Annotated in this window: 17 protein-coding genes; 5 read left to right on the top strand and 12 right to left on the bottom strand. The window is 59.9% G+C overall.

Annotated elements, in window-relative coordinates:
- Positions 1-115 precede the first annotated feature (115 nt).
- The 9 genes from trpE to F8N85_RS08090 all read right to left on the bottom strand — a co-directional run bounded on the left by trpE (position 116) and on the right by F8N85_RS08090 (position 11,377).
- Positions 116-1,591: an anthranilate synthase component I gene (gene trpE, locus F8N85_RS08130; protein ID WP_150803126.1), complete on the bottom strand. Its 1,476-nt coding sequence runs from the start codon at positions 1,589-1,591 to the stop codon at positions 116-118.
- 70 nt (positions 1,592-1,661) lie between these two features.
- Entirely contained in the window at positions 1,662-2,480 is an 819-nt protein-coding gene (locus F8N85_RS08125) for a phosphoglycolate phosphatase (protein ID WP_150803125.1), read from the bottom strand.
- Positions 2,477-3,151, bottom strand: a complete 675-nt coding sequence (gene rpe / locus F8N85_RS08120; RefSeq protein WP_150803124.1) for a ribulose-phosphate 3-epimerase — start codon at positions 3,149-3,151, stop codon at positions 2,477-2,479. The genes F8N85_RS08125 and rpe overlap by 4 nt, the downstream gene beginning before the upstream one ends.
- A gap of 315 nt (positions 3,152-3,466) precedes the next feature.
- A complete protein-coding gene (locus F8N85_RS08115; protein ID WP_150803123.1) occupies positions 3,467-4,291 on the bottom strand; it encodes an ABC transporter permease in 825 nt (274 codons plus the stop codon).
- A gap of 13 nt (positions 4,292-4,304) precedes the next feature.
- A complete protein-coding gene (locus F8N85_RS08110) occupies positions 4,305-5,552 on the bottom strand; it encodes an ABC transporter permease (RefSeq protein WP_150803122.1) in 1,248 nt (415 codons plus the stop codon).
- A 179-nt stretch (positions 5,553-5,731) separates the two neighbouring features.
- Positions 5,732-6,775: an ABC transporter substrate-binding protein gene (locus F8N85_RS08105; RefSeq protein ID WP_150803121.1), complete on the bottom strand. Its 1,044-nt coding sequence runs from the start codon at positions 6,773-6,775 to the stop codon at positions 5,732-5,734.
- A 50-nt stretch (positions 6,776-6,825) separates the two neighbouring features.
- Positions 6,826-7,950 carry an ABC transporter ATP-binding protein gene (locus tag F8N85_RS08100; RefSeq protein WP_150803120.1) on the bottom strand — a complete coding sequence of 375 codons (1,125 nt, stop codon included), beginning with the start codon at positions 7,948-7,950 and terminating at the stop codon, positions 6,826-6,828.
- 358 nt (positions 7,951-8,308) lie between these two features.
- Positions 8,309-8,938 carry a response regulator transcription factor gene (locus F8N85_RS08095; RefSeq protein WP_150803119.1) on the bottom strand — a complete coding sequence of 210 codons (630 nt, stop codon included), beginning with the start codon at positions 8,936-8,938 and terminating at the stop codon, positions 8,309-8,311.
- A gap of 36 nt (positions 8,939-8,974) precedes the next feature.
- Positions 8,975-11,377, bottom strand: coding sequence for a PAS domain S-box protein (locus F8N85_RS08090; protein ID WP_150803118.1), 2,403 nt, complete (start codon positions 11,375-11,377; stop codon positions 8,975-8,977).
- A 74-nt stretch (positions 11,378-11,451) separates the two neighbouring features.
- Between F8N85_RS08090 and F8N85_RS08085 the strand changes: the two genes are divergently transcribed.
- The gene (locus tag F8N85_RS08085; protein ID WP_150803117.1) at positions 11,452-12,450 is read left to right on the top strand and encodes an alpha/beta hydrolase family protein; all 999 of its coding nucleotides are present in this window, start codon (positions 11,452-11,454) and stop codon (positions 12,448-12,450) included.
- A gap of 181 nt (positions 12,451-12,631) precedes the next feature.
- Here the strand turns inward: F8N85_RS08085 and F8N85_RS08075 are convergent, their stop codons facing one another.
- From F8N85_RS08075 to F8N85_RS08065, 3 genes are read right to left on the bottom strand one after another with little or no spacing between them, the layout of a single operon-like run.
- Positions 12,632-13,399 (bottom strand): TerB family tellurite resistance protein, encoded by a 768-nt coding sequence (locus F8N85_RS08075; protein WP_150803116.1) that lies wholly within the window; start codon positions 13,397-13,399, stop codon positions 12,632-12,634.
- Between the two features lies 1 nt (position 13,400).
- The gene (murU, locus tag F8N85_RS08070; RefSeq protein ID WP_150803115.1) at positions 13,401-14,075 is read right to left on the bottom strand and encodes an N-acetylmuramate alpha-1-phosphate uridylyltransferase MurU; all 675 of its coding nucleotides are present in this window, start codon (positions 14,073-14,075) and stop codon (positions 13,401-13,403) included.
- On the bottom strand, positions 14,072-15,097 hold the full coding sequence (locus tag F8N85_RS08065; RefSeq protein WP_150803114.1) for an aminoglycoside phosphotransferase family protein: 1,026 nt from the start codon (positions 15,095-15,097) through the stop codon (positions 14,072-14,074). The genes murU and F8N85_RS08065 overlap by 4 nt, the downstream gene beginning before the upstream one ends.
- Positions 15,098-15,227: 130 nt before the next feature.
- Here F8N85_RS08065 and F8N85_RS08060 point away from each other — a divergent pair, with 130 nt between their 5' ends.
- Genes F8N85_RS08060 through rsmA form a run of 4 tightly spaced genes read left to right on the top strand, consistent with a single transcriptional unit; the run spans position 15,228 to position 21,124 of the window.
- Positions 15,228-18,026 carry an LPS-assembly protein LptD gene (locus F8N85_RS08060; RefSeq protein WP_150803113.1) on the top strand — a complete coding sequence of 933 codons (2,799 nt, stop codon included), beginning with the start codon at positions 15,228-15,230 and terminating at the stop codon, positions 18,024-18,026.
- Positions 18,007-19,323, top strand: coding sequence for a peptidylprolyl isomerase SurA (surA, locus tag F8N85_RS08055; RefSeq protein WP_150803112.1), 1,317 nt, complete (start codon positions 18,007-18,009; stop codon positions 19,321-19,323). Before F8N85_RS08060 ends, surA begins: the two co-directional genes overlap by 20 nt.
- A complete protein-coding gene (gene pdxA, locus F8N85_RS08050) occupies positions 19,320-20,309 on the top strand; it encodes a 4-hydroxythreonine-4-phosphate dehydrogenase PdxA (RefSeq protein WP_150803111.1) in 990 nt (329 codons plus the stop codon). The genes surA and pdxA overlap by 4 nt, the downstream gene beginning before the upstream one ends.
- Positions 20,306-21,124, top strand: coding sequence for a 16S rRNA (adenine(1518)-N(6)/adenine(1519)-N(6))-dimethyltransferase RsmA (gene rsmA / locus F8N85_RS08045; protein ID WP_150803110.1), 819 nt, complete (start codon positions 20,306-20,308; stop codon positions 21,122-21,124). Before pdxA ends, rsmA begins: the two co-directional genes overlap by 4 nt.
- Positions 21,125-21,170: the final 46 nt, after the last annotated feature.

Below are 21,170 nucleotides of genomic sequence, written 5' to 3'. Positions count from 1 at the left end.
GTCTGGCGATCCAAAAGATCAAAAGATCGCAACCTGCGCCAGATCCTGCATTTAACGGTTGAAAAAAAAAACGCCGCCTCTTTACAGGGGCAGCGTTTTTTTTACTGGGCTAGCGTCATGGCGTTTGTTCGGCGAGGGCTACGGCCCGGAACATCGCGCGGCGCTTGTTCAGCGTTTCTTCCCACTCCAGGGCCGGCACTGAGTCCGCAACGATGCCGCCACCGGCCTGCACATGCAGTTCACCGTCCTTGATCACTGCGGTGCGGATCGCAATGGCGGTATCCATGTTGCCGTTCCAGGCGAAATAGCCCACGGCGCCACCGTAGACGCCACGCTTGACCGGCTCCAGTTCGTCGATGATTTCCATCGCGCGAATTTTCGGCGCGCCGGACAAGGTGCCCGCAGGCAGAATCGCCCGCAATGCGTCCATGGCCGTCAGGCCGGCTTTCAGTTGGCCAGTGACATTGGAGACGATGTGCATCACGTTGGAGTAGCGTTCGATGACCATTTTCTCGGTGAGCTTCACCGAACCGATTTCCGACACCCGGCCGGTATCGTTGCGACCCAGGTCAATCAGCATCAAGTGCTCGGCGATTTCCTTGGCATCCGACAGCAGGTCTTCTTCCAGCGCCAGATCGGCCTCTTCATTCGCCCCGCGTGGGCGGGTGCCGGCGATGGGTCGCACGGTAATCAGATTGTCTTCGACCCGCACCAGCACTTCCGGCGAACTGCCGACGACATGGAAGTCGCCGAAGTTGAAGAAGTACATATAAGGCGTCGGGTTGAAACAGCGCAGCGCTCGGTACAGATCGATCGGTGCAGCCTTGAAATCGATCGACATCCGTTGCGACGGCACCACCTGCATGCAGTCGCCAGCGAGGATGTATTCCTTGATGGTGTCCACCGCCCGCTCGTAGTCGTCCTGGGTGAAACTCGAACGAAACAGCGGATCAGCGGCCTGTTGCTTGCTGAAGTCCAGACCGCGACGCGGAGTGATCGGTTGACGGAGTTTCTCCAGCAACGCTTCCAGTTGCGCCTGGCCATTCTCGTAGGCGTTTTCCTGAGAAGGATCTGCCAGGACAATCGCGTGCATCTTGCCGGCGAGGTTGTCGAACACCACCACCGCATCGGAAACCATCAGCAAAATGTCCGGCACGCCCAGCGGATCCGGGTTCGGGCATTTGCCCAGACGCTTCTCCACATAACGCACACAGTCATAGCCGAAGTAACCCACCAGCCCACCGTTGAAGCGCGGCAACCCGGCAATGGTCGGTACGTTGTAGCGTGCCTTGAAAGCTTCGACGAACGCCAGCGGGTCTTCGACCTGGTGGCTTTCGATCTCCACACCATCCTGGGTCACACTGACCTGATGATCATGGACACGTAACACCGTGCGACACGGCAGGCCGATGATCGAATAACGGCCCCACTTCTCACCGCCCTGCACCGACTCCAACAGATAGGAGTTCGGCTGGTCGGCCAGCTTCAGGTAGATCGACAACGGCGTGTCGAAGTCAGCCAGGGTTTCACAGGCAAGCGGAATGCGGTTGTAGCCGGCAGCGGCCAAACGCAGGAATTCTTCGCGGATCATGAGTAGCCTCGTGGCTTGAGGGTCTAACGGTCAGTTGTGCAAACGCGCCGGATAACCGGCCAGAATCAAGTCAGGCGCGCCAACGCCAGCGGGCCAGGGCCTTGATGACTTTCATCCAGAGCTTGCGAGTGACCACCACGATGGAATCTCTAGGAGGGGGTTGAGCAACGTCGGCCAACGTTATCCCAGCGGCAAGATCCAGGCAACCGGGAATTAAATGGCGCAGGTCATCGATCACCAGCGCCGGCGACTCTTCGGCTATCGGTCGGCCGTGGTTGTAGCCATAGCTGAGTGCAACACACTTCACCCCCGCCGCTTTCGCCGCCAGCACATCGCTGCGCGAATCACCGACGAACAACGACTGGGACGCTGGCACGTTGGCCATTTTCATCACGAAAAACAGCGCCGCCGGATCGGGTTTCTTCTGCGGCAGGGTGTCACCGCCGATAATCCAGCGGAAATACCGGCCGATCTTCATCTGGTCCAGCAAGGGTGCGACAAACCGTTCGGGCTTGTTGGTGATCAGGGCCATTTCCACGCCCTGCTTGTGCAACCATTTCAGCGTGTCGCGCACCCCGGGATAGACCACGGTCAGTTCATGGCTCTGCGCATAGGCTTCCATGAAGATCTCCAAAGCCTGCTCGGCTTCGGCATCGTCGACGCCGGAATGATCGAGGTTTTCAGCCAGAGCGCGGCGAACCAGCACCGGCGCGCCGTTGCCAACCCATTCACGCACCGATTCAATACCGGCGGTCGGGCGTCCGAGCTTGAGCAGCATGTTATCCACGGCCACCGCGAGATCAGGGACCGAATCGACCAGGGTGCCATCCAGATCGAACATCACCAGCCGCGGCAGACGCCCGGGGAACAGCTGCTCAAAGCCACTCATGGGCGAGCCAGCGCCAGTTCGGACCGCATCTTTTCGATCACCTCTTGGTAGTTCGGTGCATTGAAGATCGCCGAGCCGGCGACGAAGGTGTCGGCACCTGCTGCAGCGATTTCGCGAATGTTGTTCACATTGACCCCACCGTCGATCTCCAAGCGGATGTCGCGCCCCGACGCATCGATCAGCGCCCGCACTTCACGCAGTTTGTCGAGGGTCCCGGGAATGAACTTCTGCCCGCCAAAACCCGGGTTGACGCTCATCAGCAGGATCATGTCGACTTTGTCCATCACGTACTTGAGCACGTCCAGCGGGGTAGCCGGATTGAACACCAGACCGGCCTTGCAACCGCCTTCACGGATCATTTGCAGGGAACGGTCGACGTGCAGCGTGGCTTCCGGATGGAAAGTGATGTAAGTCGCACCGGCGTCGATGAAGTCGCCAATGATGCGATCCACCGGGCTGACCATCAGGTGCGCGTCGATCGGCGCGGTAATGCCATATTTACGCAGCGCGGCGCAGACCATCGGGCCGATGGTCAGGTTCGGCACGTAGTGGTTGTCCATGACATCGAAGTGCACGATATCGGCGCCGGCGGCGAGAACGTTGTCCACTTCCTCTCCCAGACGGGCGAAATCGGCGGAGAGAATCGACGGAGCAATAGCGAAGGGCTGCATGACGCACCTTTTTTGAGCATATTCACGATGGCGCGCATTGTATACCGCATGCTTTCCAGCGCGCACTGTGACCTCGATGATTGGACTCTAATTGGCTGCGCGATAGGCCCGCATACAGTGGGCGATTTTGAAGGAAGACAGACTCATCGGCTCAGCCTCTTATCGTTTTGAGAGCTGGCACAAGGATAGCTGGGAAATATACCGTCGTAGGAGCTGCCGCAGGCTGCGATCTTTTTTCTCGATCTCACTCGAGTTTCAAGCGAAAGATCAAAAGATCGCAGCCTCCGGCAGCTCCTACAGGTGTTGCGCCGCGTTTTAGACCTGCGCCGTACGCAGCTTCTCGCTACGCCCACGCAACCATTCCAGGGTCAGCAGCAGGATCACCGAAAAGGCGATCAACAGGGTGGCCGCCGCGGCGATGGTCGGGCTGAGGTTCTCGCGGATACCGCTGAACATCTGCCGAGGCAAGGTCGCTTGTTCGGGACCGGCGAGGAACAACGTGACCACCACCTCATCGAACGAAGTTGCGAAGGCAAACAACGCACCACTGATCACTCCTGGAGCGATCAACGGCAAGGTCACCCGACGGAAGGCCGTCAGCGGCGAAGCGCCAAGGCTGGCGGCCGCGCGCACCAGGTTGTAATTGAACCCCTGCAAGGTCGCCGACACGGTAATGATCACGAAGGGCACGCCCAACACCGCATGCACCACGATCAGTGAAAAGAAGCTGTTGCCCAGCCCTAGCGGAGCGAAGAACAGGTAGCTGGCCACACCGATGATCACCACCGGCACCACCATCGGCGAAATCACCAAGGCCATCACTAGCGCTTTGCCACGGAAATTGCCCCGCGTCAGTCCGATGGCCGCCAGCGTGCCGAACACCATGGCCAGTACGGTCGCCGCCGGAGCGACGATGATGCTGTTCTTAAGGGCGCGCATCCACTCCGCCGAGGCGAAGAAATCCTGGTACCAATGCAACGAGAAACCTTGCAGCGGGTAGACCAGGAAGCTGCCGGAGTTGAACGACAACGGAATGATCACCAGCACCGGCAGGATCAGGAACAACAGGACCAGCCCGCAGAGAATACGCAAGCTGTAGAACCAGACCCGCTCAACGGGTGACATGTAAGGGCTCAGCATTTCGATTCTCTCCTTAGCTCAGGCGCAGGCGACTGGCGCCCACCAGCCAGTTGTAAATCAGATAGAGCACGACGGTCGCCAACAGCAGCAGCCCACCGAGCGCAGTCGCCATACCCCAGTTGATGCTGGTGTTGGTGTAGAAGGCGACGAAGTAACTGACCATCTGATCGTTGGGGCTGCCGAGCAGTGCCGGGGTGATGTAGTAACCAATCGCCAGAATGAACACCAACAGGCAACCGGCGCCGACACCGGCATAGGTCTGCGGGAAGTACACCCGCCAGAAGCTGGCAAACGGATGGCAACCGAGGGAAATCGCCGCCCGCATATAAGTCGGTGAGATGCCTTTCATCACGCTGTAGATCGGCAGAATCATGAACGGCAAGAGGATGTGCACCATGGAGATGTAGACCCCGGCCCGGTTAAACACCAGCTCCAGCGGTTTATCGATGATGCCCATGGCCATCAGACCACTGTTGATCAAGCCGCCCGATTGCAGCAAGACAATCCACGCCGCCACCCGCACCAGGATCGAGGTCCAGAACGGCAACAGCACCAGAATCATCAGCAGATTGCTTTGACGCGACGGCAGGTTGGCCAGCAGGTAAGCCAAGGGATAAGCCAGCACCAGGCAAATCGCGGTGATGATCAGGCCCATCCAGAAAGTACGGGCGAAAATATCGAGGTAAATCGCCTGGTCGGGCGTGGCCGGGGCGATTTCACCCAGGTCGTCGATACGGTGATCGACGGCTGCCAACAGATAATAAGGTGTCAGGTTGCTGGTGTTGCGGCGGATCACCTGCCAGTACGCCGGATCGCCCCAACGCTCATCGAGACTTTCCATTGCGTCTTTATACGAGGCCGGTTCGGTCTGGAACGGCAGCGCTCGCGCGGTTTTGGTCAGCAGGCTGCGATAGCCGGCCAACTCCATGTTCAGGCGCTTGGACAGATCGCCCAAGGTTTGATTCTTGCGCGCTTCGGCCAGGTCTTCGCTGGCGGCCTTGTACACCGGCTCGCCCGGCAGGCCTCGACCATCCCAGGCAGCTACAGCGGTAACGGTACGCGGCATGCCGCCGACCACTTCCGGGTTAGCGACGCTCTTGTAGAGTAGCGCCACGATCGGCACCAGGAACACCAGCAACAGAAACAGCACCAAGGGCGCGATCAAGGCTTGTGCCTTCCAGCGGTTGAGCCGCTCGGCGCGCGCCAGTCGCTGTTTCAAGGTGGGGCTGGTGACCTCGTTCAAGGGAACGGTGATGGCCATAGCGAACTCCGGAAATCTTTGATCGTTACAGAGGGCGGCATCCCATAACCGGAAGGCCGCCTCTGTTTATGTTTAAAACACAGATCCCGTAGGAACTGGCGCAGCCTGCAATCTTTTAAGGCCGGTGAGAGCGCCGAAGATCCAAAACAAGATCAAAAGATCGCAGCCTGCGGCAGCTCCTACTTGGCTGCCCACGAGTTGAAGCGCTGCTCCAGTTGCTCGCCGTTGTCAGCCCAGAAGCTGACGTCGATCTGCACCTGGTTGGCGATGTTTTCCGGAGTGGTCGGCATGTCTTTGAGGACATCTTTGGACAACAGCGGAACGGCCTGGGTATTGGCCGGGCCGTAAGCGATGTTTTCCGAGTAGGTCTTCTGCTGCTGCGGCATGACCGAAAAGGCGATGAACTTCTTCGCAGCTTCGGCTTTGGCTTTATCCAGGCCTTTTGGAATTGCCCATGCGTCGAAGTCGTAGATACCGCCGTTCCACACGACCTTCAGGTTGCTTTCTTTCTGCACGGCAGCGATCCGGCCGTTGTAGGCCGAGCTCATCACTACGTCGCCGGAAGCCAGGTACTGCGGCGGCTGAGCGCCCGCTTCCCACCACTGAATGCTTGGCTTGAGCTCATCGAGTTTCTTGAAGGCGCGATCCTGGCCGTCCTTGCCGGCCAGCACTTTGTAGACGTCTTTGGGCGCAACGCCGTCAGCCATCAAGGCGAATTCCAGGGTGTACTTGGCGCCTTTACGCAGGCCACGCTTGCCCGGGAATTTTTTGGTATCCCAGAAATCCACCCAACCGGCCGGTGCGCTTTTCAGCTTGTCGGCGTTGTAGGCCAGCACGGTCGACCACACGAAGAAGCCCACGCCGCAAGGCTGGATAGCGCCTTTGACGTAGTCCTCGGTCTTGCCGAACAGCGCCGGATCGAGTTGCTCGAACATGTCTTCGTCACAGCCACGGGAGAGCTCTGGCGATTCCACTTCCACCAGGTCCCAGGACACGCTCTTGGTGTCGACCATGGCTTTGACCTTGGCCATCTCGCCGTTGTATTCGCCGGCGACAATCTTGCCGTTGCCCGCCGCTTCCCAGGGTGCGTAGAAGGCTTTGACCTGAGCCGCCTTGTTCGCCCCGCCAAAGGACACCACGGTCAGGTCCGGGCCCGCCGCCATCGCGTGCGCCGCCCCCATCAGGCCTAGAGTCAAAGCGGTGAATTTCAGGGATCTCAACATTTATTGTTCTCTCCACGTGCAGGGTTGGTGTTGGTGAAGCAAGGGGGCGATCAATGCGCCTCTAGAAGTGGGTCGAGCGCGCGAACGTGCTCGACCTGCCAGCCAAGCGGTACCACATCACCGACTGCCAGAGCCGGATCCAGCTCGGCGATCGGTTGTTTCACAAAGAAATCGCTCTTGCCGCAGACTTCCAGGCGGACGCGGACGTGGTCGCCCAGATAGATGAACTCCTCCACGCGCCCCGAGAAGCGGTTGACGCAGGATTCGCTGGAGCCGTTCAGGCTCACCCGCTCAGGACGAATCGACAGGGTCACTGGCTCGCCGGTCTTGCCGACATTCACCGCCAGCGCCTCGACCTTCTCGCCGCGGCTGAGCTCGACCACGCAACGATCACCGCTCTGACTGTGCAAGCGGCCATTGAGACGGTTGTTCTCGCCGATGAAGTTGGCGACGAAGGTGTTCTTCGGTTCTTCGTAGAGGGTGCGCGGGGCCGCGATCTGTTGGATCTCGCCCTGATGGAATACCGCTACCCGGTCGGACATGGTCAGCGCTTCACCCTGGTCATGGGTCACATAGACCACTGTCAAACCCAGGCGTTGATGCAGGTGCTTGATTTCCATCTGCATATGTTCACGCAGCTGTTTATCGAGAGCACCGAGGGGTTCGTCCATCAGCACCAGCTGCGGTTCGAACACCAGCGCCCGGGCCAGGGCCACACGCTGTTGCTGACCACCGGAAAGCTGGGCCGGATAACGCTGGGCGAAGGCGTCGAGCTGAACCATGCTCAGCACGCGTTTTACCCGATCGCTGATGTCGGTCTTGTTCAGGCCCCGCACCGACAGCGGGAACGCGAGGTTCTCGGCGACGGTCATGTGCGGGAACAGCGCATAGTTCTGGAACACCATGCCGATGTCGCGTTTGTGCGGCGGCACATTGTTGATCGAGCGCCCGGCCAGCTGGATTTCGCCGGCAGTCGGGGTCTCGAAACCCGCCAGCATCATCAGGCTGGTGGTCTTGCCGGAGCCGGAAGGCCCGAGCAAGGTGAGGAATTCACCTTTGCGAATCTCCAGGTTGAGGTCTTTGACGATCAGGTTCTCGCCGTCGTAGCTCTTTTGCACCCCACGAAAGCTGACCAGAACATCATTGGCCCCAGCGCTTGAATTGACCTCGCTCATACCCACACCTTTTGTTTTTGGACTGCCGTGGACTAAGCCTAGTGGAGGCTGGGGAGCACGCAAATCGGGGGGTATGAGAGATTCGCCTAGGCCGGATGGAAAGTTCGGGGTAGGGATTGCCCTACAAGGATGGCGGGATTGGAGAGCAGCAGAGGCACGTTTCAAGCGGCAAGCCTCAAGAACAGGCAAAAGCGGTTCCGCGGGGATGTCGCAAATGGATATGCCGGCACGATCCTGTGGGAGCGAGCTTGCTCGCGATGACGGAATACCAGCCGACACCTATGTTGAATGTTAAGCAGCTATCGCGAGTAAGCTCGCTCCCACATTGATCGGCAGTGAGCCTGTGGGATTGGTTGTGTCAGAGCAGCTTGTGCTCCATGGCGTATTTCACCAATTCCGCAAGAGACGTGATGTTGAGTTTCTGCATCAGCCGCGCCTTGTGGGTACTGATGGTCTTGCTGCTCAACGCCAGCTGCTGGGCGATGTCGTTGACGTTCGCGCCTTGGGCCAGGCGCTCGAACACCGAAAATTCGCGCTCCGAGAGCAACGAATGCAATGGCCGCGAATCGGTCAGACCGACTTCGAAGACCATCCGGTCGGCCAGGTCCGGGTCGATGTACCGCCCGCCGGCCGCAACCTTGCGGATCGCGGTCAACAGCAGCGCCGGATCGCTGTCCTTGGTGGCATAACCGGCGGCACCGACTTTCAATGCCCGCGCGGCCATCTGCGCTTCGTCGTGCATCGACAGCACCAGAATTGCCGGAGGATTGTTCAGCGCGCGAATCCGCGGGATCGCCTCCAGACCATTGACGCCGGGCATGGAGATGTCCAGCAGCACTACTTCACAGGGAATATGGCGCAAGGCTTCGAGCAGTTGCTCGCCATTGCTTGCCTCCCCCACCACAATCAGATCCTTGGCCAGGCCGATCAATTGCTTGATGCCTTCACGAACAATGGTGTGGTCTTCGGCTACCAGTACACGGATCACTTTCTTCTCCTGATTAATTCAAACCAAGCAGCACCATCAGGACTCACCCAGCGGCACTCGCACGCTCAATGTCGTGCCTTCCCCCAGCTCACTTTCCAGCGACAGACTGCCGCCCATGATCAACACCCGCTCGCGCATGCCGACCACACCAAACGACGTCGGCCGGCCGGTGGTCGGGACGAAGCCCTGACCATCGTCGCTGACCGTCAGGCATAAATCGCCACCTTCCAGGGTCAGGCTCAGTTCGACAGTATGCGCCTGAGCATGGCGCATGACATTGGTCAGCGCCTCCTGCAGGATGCGGAACAAACCGATGGCCTTGGCGTCACTGAGGACTGGCAGGTTTTCCGGCACCTGTACCAGGCACGGAATCTGTGTGCGCGCCTCGAATCGGCGCGCCTGCCACTCGATGGCCGAAGCGATCCCCGCGTCAAGAATCGGCGGACGCAGCGCCGTGGCTACATCGCGCACTAGCTGGAACAGCTGGGCAATCAGCCGTTTCATGCTGTTGAGCCGCTCGTTCAAGCCTGGATCGAGCTGCGCGTAGGCCAGCTCGCACATTGAGGTTTCGAGCTTGAGCACTGTCAACATTTGACCCAGCTCATCGTGAACTTCGCGGGCGATACGGGCTTTTTCCTCTTCCCGCACGCTCTCCAGGTGAGCGGACAACTCGCGCAACTGCTCGCGGGAACTGGCCAACTCCAGCTCGATGCGCTTGCTTTCACTGATGTCCCAGACAATCCCGTCCCAGACCACCGCGCCGTCCTCCAGACGCCGAGTGATTGCCTTGATCTCCGCCCAGCGTTGCTCGCCCTGGCGGGTCACGATTCGCCCTTGCCAGGACCAGTCGCTGTCGGTGTCCAGGGCCTGATCCTGGGTCCGGTGATAGCTGGCCTTGTCGTCCGGGTGGACCAGGCTGCGCAAACCCATGTCGCGATGGCTGAGTGTCGCCGGGGAATAACCCACCAGGCTCTCGCTGCCTTCACTGATATAGGCAAAATCGATCTGCCCGGTGACCGGTGCGCGCTCCAGGCGAAAAACCAGCCCCGGCACATTCGCGGCGATGCCTTGCAAGCGCGCCTCGCTTTCCTGCAAGGCGGCCAGGGCCCGACGACGCTCAGTGACGTCGTTGAGATAGACCACCAGATACTCACCATCGCGAAAGCGCATGAAACTCAGCGATACGTCGGTGGGCAAAATACTGCCGTCGGCCCGAACGCAGTGGGTCTCAAAACTCTGTGGCCCTTCTTCACTGGCGCGGGCGCGCTTCCACAGGGTCAGCCAGCGGTCCATGTTCAGACCAGGTTCGAAGTCGATCAAGGGCCGGTCGATGACGCCACCCGGGGCATAACCGAGCATCGATTCCGCGGCCCGATTGGCGTAACGGACATGACTGTCCCAGTTGACCCAGAGGATGCCCACCGTGCTTTGATCAATGGAAAACTGCGTCAGGCGCAAGGCTTCTTCGCTGGCCTCACGCTGGGCGATATCTTCTCTGGCTGCCAGCAAACGTTGCTCAAGGCTGCTTTGCTGGCGACGCTGCCAGGCGACGATGGCCATGCTGCTGAACAACAACACTGCCAGCAACAGACAGAGGTTCTGCCAAAAGCCCCGCGACTCGACCAGGCGCGGATACTGGGGTTGCAACCAGCGATTGTGCAGCCGCTCCAGATCCTTCGCCGCAATGGCATGCAGCGCCCTTTCAACGATCCCTGCCAGCTCGGGCCAATCACGTCGGGTAGCGATCCGCAGCAATTGCGGCAGTCCGATATCACCGACCACCACCAGGTCAGCGAACTCCGGCTCGGAGGACAAGCGACCGAGCTGCGCTTCATCAACCACCGCGTATCGGGCCTGCTGGCTCAACAGCAGCTGTAGTGCCTGGCGCTCCAGGGGGACACCTTGCAGATTGAGATTGCCATAGGTACTGCGCAGATAATCGGCAACCGTACTGGGCATGCGCACCGCGACGCGGGTCTGACTGTCGAGCTGTTCCAGCTCAACAGCACCGGCCTCCTTCTGGGCGCTGACGATCAGTTGCGGAACCCGCATATAGGGGTCGGAAAACTGCCAGAGTTTAAGCCCCCCAGGGGTTTGAGTCAGGCCCGGGGCGATGTCGACTTCGCCATCGCGCACGGCGGCCTCCAACTGCGCCTGATCGGCAAAGTTGCGCCAACTCAGCTCGACCTGAAGGGCTTTGGCCAACCATTGCATCAGCTCGACGTTGGCCCCGGACAATCGCTGCAAGCGGCGATCGAACTGGGCGTACGGCGCTTGCAGCACCAGCCCCACACGCAGCTCGGGGTGTTGCTCGAGCCAGTGACGTTGTTCAGCATTCAATTGCGCGCCAGGAACAGGAGGCACAGGCGCAGGCGCCGCCATTGCCATCAAGGGCAGGCAAAAACAGCCGATAACCAACAGGCAGCGAAAACGCATCATCTGAAATCTCACACACTGACAAATACTGACCAACCCATTAGGCTGCCGGAATTACTTCTGGCCTGGAATATCCGATGCCCCCTGTCTACCGCTCGGCACTGCCTGCATTGTGCCTGTCGCTGATCCTGCCTTGTGCGTTTTCAGTCGAGGCCGCCGACCCGGCTCCTACCGCCACGGAAAAAACCCAAGAAGAAAAGCCGCTGGAGCGTCAACCGCTGCTTGAGCGCAGCCAGGAAGACGCGGCGGCCCTCGAACGACAAGTCCCGCAGCAGGAACAACAGCAGTTGCTGGCTGGCAACGACAATTTCCTCGCACTCTGGAAACCGGCCAATACCGGCGAACCCCGCGGTGCGGTGATTATCATCCCTGGCGCTGGCGAAACAGCTGACTGGCCTCAAGCAATCAGCCCATTGCGGCGAAAACTGCCGGATGCCCATTGGAGCAGTCTGAGCATTACCTTGCCGGACCTGCGCAGCGAGGCCAGCCAGCCGCGGATTGTCGAAGCCGCGCCCGCTCCGGCCGCCGTGGACACTAGCAGCAAAGAGGCCAGCACTGCTGCGCCCAAACCCATCGAACAAGCGGCCGGTGGTGAGGCGGACATCGCTGATCGGGCCGTCGCCGAAACTTCCGAAGAGCAGGTCAAGGCCGACGCCGAGCGGATTTTCGCCCGAATCGATGCGGCGATCGCTTTTGCCGAACAGCAGAATGCCCGCAGCATCGTTTTGTTGGGCCATGGCACCGGGGCTTATTGGGCCGCGCGTTACCTGAGCGAGAAACAGCCCTCGCAGATAGAGAAGTTCGTGATGATCGCCGCCCAAAAGCCGCTCAACGGCCAACCGGAGCTTGCGGAACTGACCCCGACCCTGAAAGTGGCAACCGCCGACTTCTTCTATAAGGACAAGGCACTGACGCGCGACGCCGCCCTGCAACGTTTGCAAGCGAGCAAACGCTTGAAGAGCGCCAACTTCACCCAGATATCCTTGAATGCACTGCCCGGGAACAACGCCGCCGAACAAGAGCAGCTGTTTCGGCGTGTTCGCGGCTGGTTGAGTCCGCAGAACAGCGGCAGCTGAGCGCCCCCAGGCCCCACAAGAACCTATGTACCCTGCGAGGGCGGTTCATTGTAGGAGCGAGCTTGCTCGCGATGCACTCAAGGGCGGCGCGTTTATTCAGAAAACACGCGTTATCGTTGACGTCCATCGCGAGCAAGCTAGCTCCTACAGGGAAGAAGCAAGGCAACGCAAAATTCGCTGGCTAGCGAAAATCCCGCCGCTGACGAATCAGCGCATACGCGTTGTGCAGCTCGCGAGTCTTCTCGGTCGCCTCCCGCACCTGTGACGGGCTGGCCCCACTGCCGGCAATCTTGTCCGGGTGATGGCGGCTGAGCAAGCGCCGGTAAGCACGCTTGATCTGCGAGGGCTCACTGGTGGCCGAGACCCCCAGCACTCGCATTGCCTCTTGATAAGCTCCGCTACTGTTAAGCAGCGGTTTTCTATGGGGCTCGTACTCACTGGCCAGCGCTTGCACCTGCTGCGGTGTCCAGCCCAGCCATTTGCCCCATAGTTTGATCAGCTGTCGTTCGGCGCTGCTGGCCCGACCATCAGCCCAGACCATCCGCCAGCAGGCGCGCAATACGCCCTCTGCCGCATGCGGCTGAGCACTCAGGCGCCGCAAATAGCCACGCAAGTGGTCACGCCCGGACTTGCCTCGATTGAACGCAGCGATTGCGCGCTGCTGCACCGGCTCACTCATATCCAGCGCACGCATTTCCTGACGAGCCTGCTGGATATGGCCCTCGACCACCTGGCCATCGCACTTGGCCAGGCGCCCCAACAAGACGAACAACAGCTCATCATTGCGCAGCGCCGCACGCCCACCCAAACGTTCGCGCAGATGGGCCCAGCCCTGCACTTGCAGCCGCCGGTCCAGTGCCTGTCCCAGTAACGCACCAAGCATGGCCCCCGGAATGCTGGCTATGAAAAACCCCGCTCCGGCTCCGATCAGAGTCCCTGGCCACAACATATCAGCGGCTCGCTTCTAGCAGTTGTTCGACCTGTGCCAGACGCTCCAGGGTGCCAACATCGATCCAGTATCCCTGCATGTGTTCCCCTGTGACCTGCCCTTGCGCCATGGCCTCGCGCAGCAATGGAGCCAATTTGAAAGGCCCGGCGACACACGTCGCGAACAGTTTCGGATGCAGCACCGAAATACCGCTATAGGTCAGCATCGCCGCCCCCGGTTCAGCGTCGCGAAGCTGCCCGTCCTGCAGACAAAAGTCGCCCCCGTTCGGGTGATGCTCCGGGTTGTCGACCATCACCAGATGGGCAAGGCCGGCTATCGGTTGGCGCAACGCCGAGAAGTCGTAGTCAGTCCAGATGTCGCCGTTGACCACCAGGAACGGCTCGTCCCCCAAGAGCGGTAACGCGCGAAAAATACCGCCACCCGTCTCCAGCGGATCTCCTTCCGGCGAGTACTGGATGCTTAACCCAAACTGCGAGCCATCACCCAGGTAGTCCTCGATCTGTTGACCGAGCCAGGCATGGTTGATGACGATCTCGGTAAACCCAGCCGCCGCCAACGCCCGCAGATGGTGCTCGATCAATGGCACCCCGCCCGCACGAATCAGTGGTTTTGGCGTGGTCAGTGTCAGCGGGCGCATGCGCTCGCCCTTGCCCGCAGCCAGAATCATTGCCTTCATACGGACGCCCCGACCGGCTGGTGAAGGCTGGTCAATAACTCAGCCAAATCGGCCAACTCGGGGCGGCGCGCCACGACGGCCTCTATGTAGGCAAAGAAGCGCGGCACATCGCCGAGATAACGTGGTTTGCCGTCACGATGGCAGATACGGGCAAAGATCCCGATCACTTTTAAATGACGCTGCACGCCCATCAGGTCGCTGGCACGCAGAAAGTCTTCGAAATCCGCCTGTACCGGAATACCCAAGGTGCCGGCCTGCTGCCAGTAGCTTGCCAGCCAGCCCCGTACACCAGCCTCTGGCCAACTGAGGAAAGCATCCTTGAACAGGCAGGTCACGTCATAGGTGACCGGGCCATAGACCGCGTCCTGGAAATCCAGCACGCCCGGGTTCGGCTCGCTGAGCATCAGGTTGCGTGGCATATAGTCGCGATGCACCAACACCTTGGGCTGGGCCAGGGCACTGTCGATCAACAGCTCGCTGACTCGTTGCCAGAGCACCCGTTGCTCCTGGTCAAACTGGATGCCCAACTCACGCCCCACGTACCACTCGGGAAAGAGTTCCAGCTCGCGACGCAACAACGCCACGTCATAACTCGGCAGGGCAGCGTCCATCGGCAACTGCTGAAAGGCCAGCAATGCCTGCAGGGCGTCGTTGAACAGATCGTCGGCATTTTCGCCGTTTATCACGTCCAGATAGGTCTTGTTGCCCAGGTCATTGAGCAAAAGAAAGCCGCGCGGCAGGTCCTGTGCGTAAATTTTCGGTACATTTATTCCGGATGTCGCCAGCAGCTGAGCGATATCAACGAAGGGTTTGCAGTTTTCCTGGGGTGGCGGGGCATCCATCACGATGAAGCTGCGACCCTCCCCTTCCCAGCGAAAGTACCGCCGGAAACTCGCATCGCTGCTGGCCGCAGTCAATGTAGCCGGGGGTACGGAGCCCCAGCCTTGTGCGGTATAGAGGATTGCCAATTGCTCATCGAGCCAAACTTTCAGGTGTTGCAAGCGTACATCTTGATCAGGCATTGCAAGGGTCTCCGACGGCGCTAGCCGTCAAGCGGGTCATGCTTTATTATCCAGCATCTTTTTCAGACCATCGAGAGGCGTGCGGCCCCCACCGCGGGCAGATGGCACGCAGGAAGCCCGGACTAATAAGATGGCATTGAAATCCCCCGCGTTTCGTAAAAAATTTCCGTTGTTGGTTACCGGCAGTCTGCTGGCCCTGCAACCTCTAGCCACTCAGTTCGTGGTCGCCGCGGAACAGTATGACTGCTCAGTCTCTGCTTCGGGTGCCTGGGACTGCGCGCCGAAAACCAACGCCGCTCAATTGCCTCCACGTCCCGTGCATGGTGCAGACGCGGTCAGTGCGACGGGCGAGACCCCGGCGGACAGCGGCGCAAGCGACGAAACCGCTGCCAAGACCACACTGGTTACCGAGGCCAAGGGCCGCGGCCTGCAGTCGCGCAGTGCCGACTACAGCCACCTCGACTGGGTACCCCGCGAAAATCTCACCGCTGCGCAATTGGCCGAGACCGGTCCTTATTGCTCGGGTTCCTATGTCGAACCGATTCGTCCTGGCATGAATGACAAGACGGATAAAAAAGACGCTCCGACCTTTATCGGCGCGAAAGCCTCGCGTTACGAGCAGGACAAACAAGTCGCAACCCTGGCCGGTGACGTGGTCATGCGTCAGGGCAGCATGCAGGCCGAGGCCGACGAGGCCAGCCTGTACCAGGCGGAAAACCGCGGCGAGCTGAGCGGCAACGTTCGCGTTCGCGACAACGGCGCGCTGCTGGTCGGCGACCACGCCGATGTGCAACTCGATACCGGTGAAGCCAAGGTCGACAACGCTGAATACGTGCTGCACAAATCACGTGTACGCGGCAGCGCGCTATATGCCAAACGTGCCGAGAACGCCATCATCCGCCTCAAGGACGGTACGTACACCACGTGCGAACCGGACAGCAATGCCTGGCAACTCAAGGGTAACAACATCACCCTGAACCCGGCGACCGGCTTCGGTACCGCGACCAACGTGACCCTGCGGGTCAAAGACATTCCGGTGCTCTACACCCCGTACATCTACTTCCCGATCGATGACCGTCGCCAGTCCGGCTTCCTGCCGCCGACTATCGGCACTGGCAGCGATACCGGCTTCTTGCTGGTCACCCCGTACTACTTCAACCTGGCACCGAACTATGACGCCACGTTGTATCCGCGCTATATGAGCAAGCGCGGGCTGTTGATGGAAGGCGAATTCCGTTACCTGACCAAGGGCAGTGAAGGTCAGTTCGGCGGCGCCTACCTCAACGACGAGAATGACGACCGCAAACTGCAGTCCGACTACGAAAAAACCCGTTACATGCTCAACTGGCAGCATAAAGGCGGGCTTGATTCGCGCGTGCTGACCGAAGTCGACTACACCGACATCAGCGATCCGTATTACTTCCAGGATCTGGAAAGTGATCAGATCGGCATCCAAACCAGGGACTTCGTGAATCAGCAAGGTGCCGTCAGTTATCGTGGCGACAGCTACACCGCGCGGATCAATGCACAAGCCTATGAGCTGGCGACTGTCTCGGATATCACGCCATATAACCGCTTGCCACAGATCACCTTCAATGGTGCATTGCCGTACCAGCCAGGCGGGCTGAACTTTGCTTACAACACTGAAGTCGTGCGGTTTGATCGGGACCTGAAAACCGGTAACTACATCGATGAAGATGGTGTCGCAGCACCGCGGCTCGATAGAAACGTTCAGGGTCTGGCCCGCGCCAACGGTAATCGTCTCGACCTCGAGCCGGGTGTCAGCCTGCCACTCAACTGGACCTATGGCTTCCTGAAGCCATCGCTCAAGTACAAGTACACCCAGTACGATCTTGATCTCGACGGTGCAGGCAAGAGCCAGATCGCCGCGCAGAGTGCCGAATCTGATCGCCTCAACGGCACCTTCAGCCAGAACCAAAACCGTGGTGTGCCGATCGCCAGTATCGACAGTGGTCTGTATTTCGACCGCAACACCCAGTGGTTCGGCAAGAACTACCGCCAGACCCTGGAGCCGCGCCTGTTCTATCTCTATGTACCCGAGGAAGACCAGAGCGACATCCCGGTATTCGACACCAGCGAAAGTACATTCAACTACTCCTCGCTGTTCCGCGAAAACCGCTTCACCGGCTCCGATCGTGTCGGCGACGAAAACAAGCTGTCGTTGGGCATCACCAACCGCTGGATCGAAGAAAACGGCTTCGAACGCCAAACCATCAGCGTCGGCCAGGCCCTGTACTTCAAGGACCGCGAAGTTCAGTTGCCGGGTATCGATGCAAAAACCCGCGACGATGCACAATCCAGCGTTTCACCTTACGCACTTGAGTATGCATACCGCTTCAACCGCGACTGGCGCGCCACCGCCGACTACAACTGGGATCCGGACAGCGGCAGCCCTCGCTCGGGCAGCGCGATGTTCCATTACCAGCCGGAGGACAACCCTAACAAAGTCATCAACGCCGGTTATCGTTATCGCAACGACCAGGTCCGCTACGACCAGACCACCGGTACTTGGCAGGTTGGCGGCGGCGATTATGGTGTTGAAGGCCAGCCAGGCTTCGTGAAGGACTACTACAAGATCAAACAGCACGACTTCTCGGTGATGTGGCCGATCGTGCCGCAATGGAACGCCATCAGCCGCTGGCAGTATGATTACAACCAAAACCGTACCCTGGAAGCCTTCGGTGGTTTCGAGTACGACAACTGCTGCTGGAAACTGCGCCTGATCAACCGTTACTGGATCGACTATGACGAATTCAGTCAAGACGCTCCGCAAAACGAAAAAGGCGACCATGGCGTCTTCCTCCAAATTGTTCTGAAGGGGCTTGGAGGCGTTGTTGGCTCCAAAGTAGAGAGCTTCCTCGACAAAGGCATTCAAGGTTATCGTGAACGTGAAGACCAAGCTTTCTGATTCTCTGCGCCCGCTGCTGCTGGGTGTATTGCTACTGGGTACCGCGGCCAATGCCGCGGTACAGTCCATCGACAAGGTAGTGGCCATCGTCGATAACGACGTGGTCATGCAGAGCCAACTGGACCAACGGGTTCATGAAGTCCAGCAAACCATCGCCAAGCGCGGTGCTGCCGCGCCGCCACCTGGCGTACTGGATCAGCAGGTGCTTGAGCGCCTGATCGTCGAAAACCTGCAACTGCAGATCGGCGAGCGTTCCGGCATCCGCATCACCGATGAGGAGCTGAACCAGGCGATCGGCACTATTGCCCAGCGCAACAACATGAGCGTGGAACAGTTCCGCACCGCCCTGAGCCGCGACGGCCTGTCTTACGAAGATGCTCGTGAGCAGGTTCGCCGCGAGATGATCATCAGCCGGGTCCGCCAGCGTCGAGTGGCTGAGCGTGTCCAGGTAACGGAGCAGGAAGTGAAGAACTTCCTCGCCTCGGACCTGGGCAAGATGCAGCTATCCGAGGAGTTCCGTCTGGCCAACATCCTGATCCCGACCCCGGAAAGCGCCAACTCTGAAGCCATTCAGAATGCCGGGCGTCAGGCTGCCGATGTTTATCAGCAGCTCAAGCAAGGCGCAGACTTCGGTCAGTTGGCGATCGCCAGATCCGCCAGTGAGACCGCGCTGGAAGGCGGCGACATGGGCTGGCGTAAAGCAGCGCAATTGCCACCTCCGTTCGATCGCATGCTCAGCACGATGTCGGTGGGTGACATCACCGAACCAATGCGCACCCCGGGTGGTTTCATCATTCTGAAGATCCTGGAAAAACGCGGTGGCCAGACTCAGGTGCGTGACGAAGTGCATGTCCGCCACATCCTGATCAAGCCCAGCGAAATTCGCAGCGAAGAAGAAACCCGGCGCCTGGCCGAGAAACTCTACGAGCGGATCGAATCCGGCGAAGATTTTTCCGAACTGGCGAAAAGCTTTTCCGAAGACCCGGGCTCAGCCCTTAACGGTGGCGACCTGAACTGGGTCGACCCGAACGCTTTGGTGCCTGAATTCCGCACGGTAATGGCCGATACCCCTCAGGGTCAGTTGTCGAAACCGTTCAAGACTTCTTACGGCTGGCACGTTCTGGAAGTCCTTGGCCGTCGCGCCACCGACAGCACCAGCCAAGCCCGTGAACAGCAGGCGATGACCGTGCTGCGTAACCGCAAATACGACGAAGAGCTGCAAACCTGGCTACGTCAGATCCGTGACGAAGCCTACGTTGAAATCAAGCTCCCTGGCGCCGACCAGGCACAGCAGTGAAACCCAAGCGTTTCGCGCTGACTCCCGGCGAGCCGGCCGGCATAGGTCCAGACCTGTGCCTGCTGCTCGCCTCGCTACCCCAGCCACATCCCCTGATTGCCATTACCAGCCGCGACCTGCTCCTTGAGCGGGCCGCGCAACTGGGCGTGGTTGTCGACCTGCTGGCGGTGACTCCAGACAGCTGGCCGGACTCACCGGCACCGGCCAACAGCCTGTATGTCTGGGATACCCCGCTACAGGCCAACGTCGTTGCCGGGCAACTGGACAAGGCAAACGCCGGGTTCGTGCTCCAGACCCTGACTCGCGCAGCCCAAGGCTGTGTCGACGGGCATTTCGCCGGCATGATCACCGCGCCAGTGCACAAAGGCGTGATCAACGAGGCCGGGATACCGTTCTCGGGCCACACCGAATTCCTCGCCGACCTGACCCACACTGCGCAAGTCGTGATGATGCTCGCCACCCGCGGTCTGCGCGTGGCCCTGGTCACCACTCACTTGCCCTTGCGGCAGATTGCCGATGCAATCACCCCGGAACGCCTCGAGCGAGTGACGCGGATCCTGCACGCCGACCTGCAACAAAAGTTCGGCATTGCCCAGCCGCGCATCCTGGTCTGCGGGCTCAACCCGCATGCCGGTGAAGGTGGACATCTGGGCCATGAAGAAATCGACATCATCGAACCTACATTAGAGCGTCTGCGCAGTGAGGGCATGGATCTACGCGGCCCCCTGCCTGCCGACACTCTGTTTACCCCCAAATATCTGGAGCACTGCGACGCAGTGCTGGCGATGTACCACGACCAGGGCCTGCCCGTACTGAAATACAAAGGTTTCGGTGCCGCAGTCAATGTGACCCTCGGTCTGCCAATCATCCGCACCTCAGTCGACCACGGCACCGCCCTGGATCTGGCCGGTAGCGGAAGAATCGACACCGGCAGCCTGCAAGTCGCCCTGGAAACCGCCTATCAGATGGCCGAGACCCGTTTATGACCGAGCATTACCAACACCGGGCGCGCAAGCGTTTCGGCCAGAACTTCCTGCACGATGCCGGGGTGATCGACCGTATCCTGCGCGCCATTCATGCCCGCCCTGAAGACCGCCTGCTGGAAATCGGCCCGGGCCAGGGTGCATTGACCGAAGGCCTGCTCAACAGCGGTGCACAGCTTGATGTGGTGGAACTGGACAAGGACCTGATCCCGATCCTGAATCAGCAGTTCGCCGGCAAAAGCAATTTCAACCTGCATCAAGGCGACGCCCTGAAGTTCGACTTCACCAGCCTCAATGCCGCGCCCAGCAGCCTGCGAGTGGTTGGCAACCTGCCGTACAACATCTCCACCCCGCTGATCTTCCACCTGCTGCGCAACGCCAGCCTGATCCGCGACATGCACTTCATGCTGCAAAAGGAAGTGGTCGAGCGGCTGGCTGCAGGCCCTGGCGGCGGGGACTGGGGCCGTTTGTCGATCATGGTGCAGTACCACTGCCGGGTCGAACACCTGTTCAACGTCGGTCCGGGTGCGTTCAACCCGCCGCCAAAAGTCGACTCGGCGATTGTCCGCCTGGTGCCCCACGCCGTTCTGCCGCACCCGGCCAAGGATCATCGCTTGCTTGAGCGCGTCGTTCGCGAAGCCTTCAACCAGCGCCGCAAGACGCTGCGCAACACGCTCAAAGCCCTGCTCAGCAATGCCGAAATCGAAGCCGCTGGTGTCGATGGCAGCCTGCGCCCGGAACAGCTCGATCTGGCCGCCTTTGTCCGCCTGGCCGACAAGCTGGGCGAGCAAGTTGCCGAGACGCCCAGCCTCAGCTGACACTCCATGATCGTTTTCGGGTAAGACACCAGGCGTCATGTCTGGT

Source organism: Pseudomonas fluorescens, from assembly GCF_902497875.1.
Taxonomy (GTDB): Bacteria; Pseudomonadota; Gammaproteobacteria; order Pseudomonadales; family Pseudomonadaceae; genus Aquipseudomonas; species Aquipseudomonas fluorescens_BR.
The sequence above is the reverse complement of the archived record's forward strand: the minus strand, read 5'-3'. Positions and strand labels throughout refer to the sequence as shown.

What these genes read in the sequence shown, in the direction of transcription:
- murU (WP_150803115.1), bottom strand. Translation starts at nt 14,075, where the DNA reads ATGAAGGCAATGATTCTGGCTGCGGGCAAGGGCGAGCGCATGCGCCCG.
- F8N85_RS08090 (WP_150803118.1), bottom strand. Translation starts at nt 11,377, where the DNA reads ATGATGCGTTTTCGCTGCCTGTTGGTTATCGGCTGTTTTTGCCTGCCC.
- F8N85_RS08100 (WP_150803120.1), bottom strand. Translation starts at nt 7,950, where the DNA reads ATGAGCGAGGTCAATTCAAGCGCTGGGGCCAATGATGTTCTGGTCAGC.
- rpe (WP_150803124.1), bottom strand. Translation starts at nt 3,151, where the DNA reads ATGCAGCCCTTCGCTATTGCTCCGTCGATTCTCTCCGCCGATTTCGCC.
- F8N85_RS08125 (WP_150803125.1), bottom strand. Translation starts at nt 2,480, where the DNA reads ATGAGTGGCTTTGAGCAGCTGTTCCCCGGGCGTCTGCCGCGGCTGGTG.
- F8N85_RS08110 (WP_150803122.1), bottom strand. Translation starts at nt 5,552, where the DNA reads ATGGCCATCACCGTTCCCTTGAACGAGGTCACCAGCCCCACCTTGAAA.
- F8N85_RS08105 (WP_150803121.1), bottom strand. Translation starts at nt 6,775, where the DNA reads ATGTTGAGATCCCTGAAATTCACCGCTTTGACTCTAGGCCTGATGGGG.
- trpE (WP_150803126.1), bottom strand. Translation starts at nt 1,591, where the DNA reads ATGATCCGCGAAGAATTCCTGCGTTTGGCCGCTGCCGGCTACAACCGC.
- F8N85_RS08115 (WP_150803123.1), bottom strand. Translation starts at nt 4,291, where the DNA reads ATGCTGAGCCCTTACATGTCACCCGTTGAGCGGGTCTGGTTCTACAGC.
- F8N85_RS08085 (WP_150803117.1), top strand. Translation starts at nt 11,452, where the DNA reads ATGCCCCCTGTCTACCGCTCGGCACTGCCTGCATTGTGCCTGTCGCTG.
- F8N85_RS08060 (WP_150803113.1), top strand. Translation starts at nt 15,228, where the DNA reads ATGGCATTGAAATCCCCCGCGTTTCGTAAAAAATTTCCGTTGTTGGTT.
- rsmA (WP_150803110.1), top strand. Translation starts at nt 20,306, where the DNA reads ATGACCGAGCATTACCAACACCGGGCGCGCAAGCGTTTCGGCCAGAAC.
- F8N85_RS08075 (WP_150803116.1), bottom strand. Translation starts at nt 13,399, where the DNA reads ATGTTGTGGCCAGGGACTCTGATCGGAGCCGGAGCGGGGTTTTTCATA.
- F8N85_RS08065 (WP_150803114.1), bottom strand. Translation starts at nt 15,097, where the DNA reads ATGCCTGATCAAGATGTACGCTTGCAACACCTGAAAGTTTGGCTCGAT.